Annotated in this window: 8 protein-coding genes; all 8 read left to right on the top strand. The window is 67.6% G+C overall.

What is annotated here, in order from left to right:
* Positions 1 to 9 precede the first annotated feature (9 nt).
* Positions 10 to 1716, top strand: a complete 1707-nt coding sequence (locus RT309_RS11880) for a GspE/PulE family protein (RefSeq protein ID WP_313357308.1) — start codon at positions 10 to 12, stop codon at positions 1714 to 1716.
* Between the two features lie 76 nt (positions 1717 to 1792).
* Positions 1793 to 3427: a type IV pilus twitching motility protein PilT gene (locus RT309_RS11875; protein WP_313357306.1), complete on the top strand. Its 1635-nt coding sequence runs from the start codon at positions 1793 to 1795 to the stop codon at positions 3425 to 3427.
* A 1-nt stretch (position 3428) separates the two neighbouring features.
* The gene (locus RT309_RS11870; protein ID WP_313357304.1) at positions 3429 to 4670 is read left to right on the top strand and encodes a type II secretion system F family protein; all 1242 of its coding nucleotides are present in this window, start codon (positions 3429 to 3431) and stop codon (positions 4668 to 4670) included.
* 214 nt (positions 4671 to 4884) lie between these two features.
* Positions 4885 to 5316 (top strand): prepilin-type N-terminal cleavage/methylation domain-containing protein, encoded by a 432-nt coding sequence (locus tag RT309_RS11865; RefSeq protein ID WP_313357303.1) that lies wholly within the window; start codon positions 4885 to 4887, stop codon positions 5314 to 5316.
* Positions 5317 to 5404: 88 nt separating this feature from the next.
* Entirely contained in the window at positions 5405 to 6022 is a 618-nt protein-coding gene (locus tag RT309_RS11860; RefSeq protein ID WP_313357301.1) for a prepilin-type N-terminal cleavage/methylation domain-containing protein, read from the top strand.
* The gene (locus RT309_RS11855; RefSeq protein ID WP_313357299.1) at positions 6007 to 6684 is read left to right on the top strand and encodes a prepilin-type N-terminal cleavage/methylation domain-containing protein; all 678 of its coding nucleotides are present in this window, start codon (positions 6007 to 6009) and stop codon (positions 6682 to 6684) included. Before RT309_RS11860 ends, RT309_RS11855 begins: the two co-directional genes overlap by 16 nt.
* Positions 6681 to 8231 (top strand): hypothetical protein, encoded by a 1551-nt coding sequence (locus tag RT309_RS11850; protein ID WP_313357298.1) that lies wholly within the window; start codon positions 6681 to 6683, stop codon positions 8229 to 8231. Before RT309_RS11855 ends, RT309_RS11850 begins: the two co-directional genes overlap by 4 nt.
* Positions 8228 to 8539: prepilin peptidase (locus RT309_RS11845; RefSeq protein WP_313357296.1), on the top strand; the 312-nt coding region annotated here is incomplete at its 3' end. The genes RT309_RS11850 and RT309_RS11845, both read left to right, overlap by 4 nt.

Genomic DNA, 8539 nt, shown 5'->3' with positions numbered 1-8539 from the left:
ACGTTCGCGCTGCTGCAGGAGTTCGCGGCCGACGAGCGGACCACGGTCGCCGTGCCGCCGGCCACGCACGCGCTGCCCGGCGCAGACGACGACGTGCCGGAGTCGGGTACCGAACCTCAGCCCGAACCGGAGCCGGCGCCGCCCGTCGAACCCGAGCAGGAGGCGGAACCGGCCACACCGCGCGAGCGGGCGGTCGCGCTGGCTCAGCGATTCGGGCTCGCCTTCGTCGACCTCACCGAGTTCGCCGTCGAACTGTCGGTGGTCACGCTGATCCCCGATCAGCTGTGCCGCCGCCACGTCGCGCTGCCCATCTCGCGCATCGGGGAGCGGATCATGGTCGCCGTCGCCGACCCCGCCAACGTCATCGTGCTCGACGACGTGGCCGCGGTTCTGCAGACCCCCGTCATCCCCGTGGTCGCCGAAGCCGAAGCGATCCTCGCCGCCATCGACCGCTACCACCGCGTCGACTCCGAGCTGGAAGAGCTGACGTCGGCCTTCGAGGGCGGCGAGAGCGACAGCGACCTGTGGAGCCAGGACGTCGACGCCGCCAGCGACGAAGCCCCGATCATCCGGTTCGTGAACCTGATCATCAGCCAGGCGATCACCGACCGCGCCTCCGACATCCACATCGAGCCCACGCGCGACGAGCTGCGGGTTCGCTATCGCATCGACGGCGTGCTCGTCGCCGTGCAGAGCGTGCCGCGCTCGATGATCGCCGGCGTGATCAGCCGCCTGAAGGTCATGGCCGAGCTCGACATCGGCGAGCGCCGTCGCCCGCAGGACGGCCGGATCACGGTGGTGCACAGCGGTCGCAGCGTCGACCTGCGCGTCGCCACCCTGCCCACGGTGTGGGGCGAGAAGGTGGTCGCCCGTGTGCTCGACGCACCGGTCGCCAGCCTGCAGCTCAGCGACCTGTCGATGCTCGATCGCAACATGGACGTCTACCGCAAGAGCTTCACCAAGCCCTACGGCATGATCCTCGTCACCGGGCCGACCGGGTCGGGCAAGTCGACCACCCTGTACACGACGCTCGCCGCGATCTCGAAGCCGACGGTGAACGTCATCACCGTCGAGGACCCGGTCGAGTACCGCATGGCCGGCATCAACCAGGTGCAGGTGAACCCTCGCGCCGGCCTGACGTTCGCCTCGGCGCTGCGCTCGATCCTGCGCTCCGACCCCGACGTGATCCTGCTCGGTGAGATTCGTGACGAGGAGACGGCGAAGATCGCCATCGAGTCGTCGCTGACCGGCCACCTCGTGCTCTCGACCCTGCACACCAACGACGCGCCGAGCTCGGTCACCCGGCTCATCGAGATGGGCGTCGAGCCGTTCCTCGTCGGGTCGGCGCTGGATGCCGTGGTCGCCCAGCGACTGGCGCGTCGCCTCTGCGCGCGGTGCAAGACCGAGTCCGTCGCCACCGAGGTCGAGATGAGGATGGTGGGCGGGCTGCTCGACCCGCGCCAGGAGCCGCCGACCGTGTTCCGGCCCGCCGGATGCTCGCAGTGCTCGAACACGGGCTATCGCGGACGCGTCGCGCTGCACGAGGTGATGGCCGTGGACGACGAGATCGAACGTCTCGCCTCTGCGAACGCTCCGACCGCTCAGATCACCGCGCATGCCGAGGCCGCCGGCATGACACGACTGCGGATGGACGGCTGGGCGAAGGTGCTGGTCGGGCACACCTCGATCGAGGAAGTGCTGCGGGTCACCGTATGACCGGCCCGCGCGACTCCCTCCGCTCCGACATGACTTCCTTTCACGAGAGGGCAACACCGTGAACCACGACGATGGGATGACTCCCGTTGCGACGTCACCGCGTTTCGACGCGCTCCTCGGGGGCGTGGACGTCGACCCCGAGCTGCGATCGTTCCTCGACGGGGTCGCCGGGGTCACGCTGCCCGGCGGCGCCCCCGCTGCGCAGCCGACGCGGCGCAGTCGTGCCATGACCGGTGCGATGCCGGTGATCGAGTCTCCCTTCGACGAGCCGGTGCTCGCTCCGGCTGAGCTGTCCGAGCCCGTGCTCTCTCCGAGCGAGCCGTCTGAGCCCGTGCGCGCTCCCGTCGAGCTGTCGGTGCCGGTCGTGACCGCACCGGCCGAGACGGCTGCGACCGCGCCCGCGCCGACTGTGCCACTGCCGACGGCGCCCGCACCGGCATCCGTCGCGCCCGTTCCGGTTTTCGCGGGCGACCTCTTGCCCGACTTCAGCCGCGCCACGGCGAAGCCGGTGCGCGTGCCGCGCGCGGCCGACGTCGAGCGTGTCATCCGCGCCGAGATCCCGGATGCCGACCCCGAGTTCGTCCGCTCGATCGCGTCGATCATCGACGACGGCGCCTCCGACCTGCATCTGGTCGCCGAGTCGACGCCGGTCGTGCGCATCGACGGTCAGCTGCGCTCGGTCTCGGGCACGTCGGTCTGGGATCGCGACCGCATCCGCCGGGTCATCGAGAGCTTCGTGCCCGCCGAGCAGATGCAGGTGTTCCACCGCGAACTCGAGCTCGACCTCGCCTATTCGGTGGGTGACATCGCGCGTTTCCGGGTGAACATCTTCCAGGACCAGCGCGGGCTGGGTGCGGCGCTGCGCATCATCCCCACCGAGATCAAGTCGGTGGGTCAGCTCGGGCTGCCGCGCGAGCTCGTCGAGCTCGCCAATCTGCCGCGTGGGCTGGTGCTCGTGTGCGGTCCGACCGGGTCGGGCAAGTCGACCACGCTCGCCGCCATCATCGACCGGGCGAATAGCACCCGCGCCTCGCACATCGTCACCGTCGAGGATCCGATCGAGTTCCTGCACCAGCACAAGCGCGGCATCATCAACCAGCGCGAGGTGGGCGCCGACACGCGCAGCTTCTCGGATGCCCTCAAGCACGCGCTGCGTCAGGACCCCGACATCATCCTCGTCGGCGAGATGCGCGACCTCGAGACCATCTCGACCGCCCTGACCGCCGCCGAGACCGGTCACCTCGTCTTCGCCACCCTGCACACGCAGGATGCCGGGCAGACGATCGACCGTGTGATCGACGTGTACCCCGCGCATCAGCAGGCGCAGGTGCGCACGCAGCTGGCGGCGACGCTGCGCGCGGTGATCGTGCAGACGCTCATCCCGCGGGCCGGTGGCACCGGCCGCGCCGTCGCGACTGAGGTGATGTTCGCCAACCCGGCGATCCAGAGCCTGATCCGCGCCGGCAAGACGCACCAGCTGCGCACCGCGCTGCAGGCCGGCAACGACATCGGCATGCACACCCTCGACCAGGATCTCGCGCGCCTGGTGCTCGCCGGCGAGATCGAGTACGGCGCGGCCGTCGAGCTCGCGCAGGACGTCACCGAGTTCGATCAGATGGTGCGCAACCGCGGCATCAGCCGCGCCGCGGCGGGCGATCTCACCCCCGAGGGCGTGCGCCAGAGCACCGCCGGCACGACGGGAGCGCACTGAGATGGCCTCGACGCAGACACCCCAGTGGACCTACCGCGGCATGGGAAGCGACGGCAAGGCCGTGAAGGGCGTGCTCGAAGCGCCCTCCGAGGCCGCGGCGATCCAGCAGCTGAAGGCTCGCGGTGTGTTCCCCGACAAGCTCGCCGCGAAGGGCGGCGGCACGGGCCTGCAGCGCGAGATCACGATCCCGGGTCTGGAGCGCAATCCGAAGCTGAAGGATCTGGCGATCCTCACGCGACAGATGTCGACCATGGTCAGCTCGGGTGTGTCGATCCTGCGCGCCATGACGATCGTGCAGGCGCAGACCGAGAACCCGAAGCTCAAGCGCACGGTGGCCGAGGTCGCCAGCCGTGTCGAGGGCGGCACGGCGTTGTCGCTGGCGCTCGAGGAGTTTCCGCTGATCTTCCCGCCGATCATGGTGCACCTGATCCGCGCCGGCGAGACCGGCGGGTTCCTGGATCGCTCGCTGATCATGGTGGCCGACAACTTCGAGGCCGAGACCAAGCTGCGCGCCAAGGTGAAGTCGGCGCTCACCTACCCGATCGTCGTGCTCATCATCGCGGTCGTGGCCGTCGCCGCCATGCTCGTGTTCATCGTCCCGGTGTTCGAGAACATGTTCAAAGACCTCGGCGGCCAGCTGCCCGGGCCGACGCAGATGCTCGTCGACCTCTCGCACGCCATGCCGATCGTTCTGCCGATCCTCGTCGTCGCCGTGATCGCGTTCTCGATGTGGTGGTGGCGGGCGAAGAACACCCCCGCCGTGCGGCAGATCGTCGACCCGTTGAAGCTGAAGGTGCCGGTGTTCGGCAAGCTCAACTCGAAGATCGCGCTGACGCGCTTCGCGCGCAACTTCTCGACCATGCTCGCCTCGGGCGTGCCCATTCTGCAGTCGCTGAGCATCGTCGGTGCCACCGCCGACAACCAGGTGATCACGAATGCGCTGGAGGAGGTGGCGGATGCCGTTCGGCAGGGCCGCCCCATCGCCGAGGCCCTGTCGGGGGCGGACGTGTTCCCCGACATGATGGTGCAGATGATCGGGATCGGCGAGGAGTCGGGCGCGATCGACACCATGCTCGAGAAGACGGCGAACTTCTACGACGACGAAGTCGAGACCATGAGCTCGCAGCTGACCGCGCTGCTCGAGCCGCTGATGATCGTGTTCATGGGCGGACTGCTCGGCTACATGATCGTCGCCCTCTACATGCCCATGTTCATGATCTTCCAGCAGATCCAATCGATGTGACCCGGGCGCGGAGACCCGAATCTCCGCGCCGCCTGACGCGCCCGTCTCGCGAATGAGCAGGCGCTGATCGGCGCGCCCTCACGACATCAAGAATTGCGGAACAACCAGGGTTTTCTTTGCAGAAACCTTGCACTTCATCAGTAATGTCAAAGCGTCGGGACTACCCCCCTCGACGCCTCATCACTTTCAGTCCCGACCCCAGAGAAGGAACACCATGAACAAGGCAATCGCCAACGTCCTCAAGAAGCGTCAGGACGGCGAGAAGGGCTTCACGCTCATCGAGCTGCTCGTCGTCGTCATCATCATCGGCATCCTCGCCGCCGTCGCCATCCCCGTCTTCCTGAACATGCGCCAGGGCGCGTGGCGCGCATCGGTTGAGAGCGATGTCACCAACGCCGTCCTCGTCGTCGAGCAGGCCGCAACGGCGAACAACGGCAAGCCGCCGGCTGGAAAGATTGACTCGAAGGACGGGAAGTACACGGTGTTGACCGGAAAGGCCGAAGGCACGGTCTCCGCTGACAACACGCTGACTATCGACATCGCAGCCGACCAGACCTACACGATCACGGGCAACAACAGCAATCTCGACGCTGCAAAGTCCTACATCTACACCAGCAGCACCGGTAAGGGGAAGTGGAAGGAGTAATTGAGCCTCCCTTCTTCACCGGGCTGTGCCTGCGCGGTTCGCCGTGCAGGCACAGCCCTTCTCCCCCATCCGACCGAGAGGAGCTGACATGTCCGATCCCGCCGCACGCCGCGACGATGACGGCTTCACGCTCATCGAGGTCATCATCGCCGTCGCCCTGCTCATGGGCGTCGCCGTTGCACTGGGCGCCTTCGCCATCCAGGGGCTGCACCTCGCGGCCGATCAGCAGCGCGCGCAGCTCGCCGTCTCGGTCGCGTCGGCTCGCATGGACGAGGTGCAACGACTCACCGGCTCGAACGCACAGCTCGAGACTCTCATCTCCGGCCGCCGTCCCGCGCCCGTGACCGCCGCGTTCGACGCGTCCGCCGGCGTCACCGGTGTCGCGGCCACCTACCCAGCATCGACCGGCTCCGGTGCGACGGCCGTGATCCCCATCAACCAGACCGTGCGCCGCAGCGGAACAGACTTCCGCTCCACCGTGCTCCTCGGCACCTGCTACCAGTCCACGGCGGCCGCCGGGCAGTGCGGGAAGATCTCCGGCAAATCGACCGATCCGTTCCCCGCCGCAACTCCCGATCTCAGCCGCATGATCCGCGTGATCGTCATCGTCGACTACACCGGCTCCTGCGGCGGATCGGACTCGTGCACCTTCACTACCTCCGCGCTGTTCGACACGAAGGGCGACGTGCCGTGGCTCGCCTACTGATCGCGCGAGGCCAGCGTGCTCTGCGCACCGGGAGCCGCCCCGACCGCGAGGCGGGTCACACGCTCGTCGAACTCACCGTCGCGATGACCGTCTTCTCGGTCTTCCTCGCCATGTTCATCGGGGCGGTCGTCGCCGTCTCGCGGGCGTCGACCGAGGCGCGCGTCGACGCGCAGACCTCGAGCGCCGCCGGCATCGCCCTGCAGCGCATCGAGCGCTCGGCGCGCTACGCCGATGCCATCAACCAACCGGGAGCCGCGGGGGGCACCGCGTACGTCGAATGGCGCACCGACGCCGTCTCCGCGAGCACGGGAGTCGCCACCTGCACGCAGCTGCGCTACCGCGCCGACGACGGCACGATCGCCCTGCGCAGCTGGCCCGCCAGCCAATCGCCCTCGACCGGAAAGTGGAACGTCGTCATGCGCGATGTCATCGGCACGGCGACGACGACGTACCCCTTCGCCACGATGGTCGCCGCTGCCGGCGTGAGCAACTATCAGGGCCTGACCGTGCACATTCGCGCCGGTCTCGATGACCGTGCCGGATCCGAGGTGATGACCACCATCTACGCCAAGAACAGCTCGGTCGAATCGCCCTCGAACACGGTCGCCGCATCGGGTCAGAGCACCACACCGATCTGCGCGGGAAGCGGGTACCGCTCATGATGCGTCTGCACGATCTGCGCGCCGCGTTGCGGCGCCGCCACCTCGGCCGCGACGATGAGGGCTCAGCGCTGCTGATGACCGTCGTGTTCACCCTCTTCGCCGGCGGGATCATGCTCGTGCTGCTGTCGGTGCTGCTCTCGCAGATGCAGGCCATCCAGCTGGCGCAGAAGAACACGCGCACCGGATACGCTGCGCAGGCCGGCATCCAGTCCACGCTCTCGACGTTGCGCTCGAACACCGAGAGCAAGGTCGTCGCGGGCACGGCCGCCGACTACGGCAACCCGTCGAAGCTTCCCCAAACGATGACGGGAACCGTTGACGGCGGCGATCTGGCCTACTCGGTGACCGTGAAGTACTACGCCGAAGATCCCACGAACAAGGACGGCCCGTGGCTCGACGCGAACGAGCTGAAGTTCGCGGCAGGAGCGAAGCCGCTGAAGCAGCCGCGCTTCGCGAGGATCGTCTCGACGGGAAGCGATGCCGGATCGGCTGCCGACGCGGCGATGAACCGCACCGTCACGGCGCTCTACACCTTCACGACGACGAACGTGAACATCCCCGGCGGCCGCATCAACAGCTCCGACGGGAGCAGCTGTCTGAAGGCCGCCACGGCCAAGACCGGCAGCGTCATCAACATGGTGCCGTCCGCCAGCTGCACTGACGACGCGCTCAACCTGTGGGTCTACGACGTCGACTACCGCCTGAAACTGGCGAGCACATTGAATTCGTCGCAAGTGCTGTGCATCACCGGGCAAGAGTGGGTGTCCACCCCGTCTGGTACCAACTCCGACACCGTCAAGGCCACTCTGCAGCCGTGCGCGAGTTCAAACGACAAGGCATTCGGGAACCAGCTGTGGAGTTGGGAGCCACCGGGATCCTGGATCGGTCAGACCAGGGCGAACAACGCACGCACGAATCGCTGGCTGGGTCTGAACGGTGCCGTCCTGGTCGAGAAGACCGCCTCGACAGGCGTGTTCAACCCGGCTCCGAGCGTCGGAGCCGGAGCAGCAAGCTATAAGACGCATCAGATCGTGAACTACAACGAGTTCGGACGCTGCATGGACGTCACCGACAATCAGATCGGTAAGGCGTTCATGATCGTCTACCCGTGCAAGCAAGATCCCGGCGGCACTGGCGCGAACATCAACTGGAACCACAAGTGGTACTACTCCGAACCGACGGGAGCCGCGACCTCGAGCGCCGCACAGAGCATCTCGGTCAAGCTGGACAACAAGACGCCGTACTGCCTGACCACGAGCGGGACGTCGAACACCGACGTGCACTTCAAGGCGTGCGACCCGGTCAATGTCGGATCGCTGAACAGCCAGCAGAAGTTCATCCGCAACGGCAACACCGGCAACACCCTCACCAGCTACACCTTCCAGCTCGCCGATGACCGTACCCGGTGCCTGGCGGCCGTGCCCGAATCCGGCTACGCCTGGTCGCACGTGCGACTCATTCCGTGCAACGGCTCCACCACCCAGAAGTGGAACGCGCCCGCGCTGATCACCGGCTCGTCGCTGGGCGGATACAAGGAGATCGGATGATCGCCGGCGTGCTGCCCGCGTGGGTGCCGATCGGATTCGCCGCAGTGTTCGGCGCGCTGATCGGCTCGTTCCTCAACGTCGTCGTGTGGCGGGTGCCGCAGGGGCTCAGCGTCGTGTCGCCAGGCAGCGCCTGCCCCCGGTGCGAGCGCCCGATCGCCTGGTACGACAACCTGCCGATCGTGTCGTGGCTGCTGCTGCGGGCGCGCTGCCGGCATTGCGCCGAGGGGATCAGCATCCGCTATCCGCTCGTCGAGGCGGCGACGGCCGTGCTCTTCGCCGCCGTCGCGGCGGGCGCCGTCTTCGGCGAC

Origin of the sequence: Microbacterium sp., assembly GCF_032084865.1 — a bacterium.
Classification (GTDB): domain Bacteria; phylum Actinomycetota; class Actinomycetes; order Actinomycetales; family Microbacteriaceae; genus Microbacterium.
This window is presented reverse-complemented; position numbering and strand designations above follow the sequence as displayed.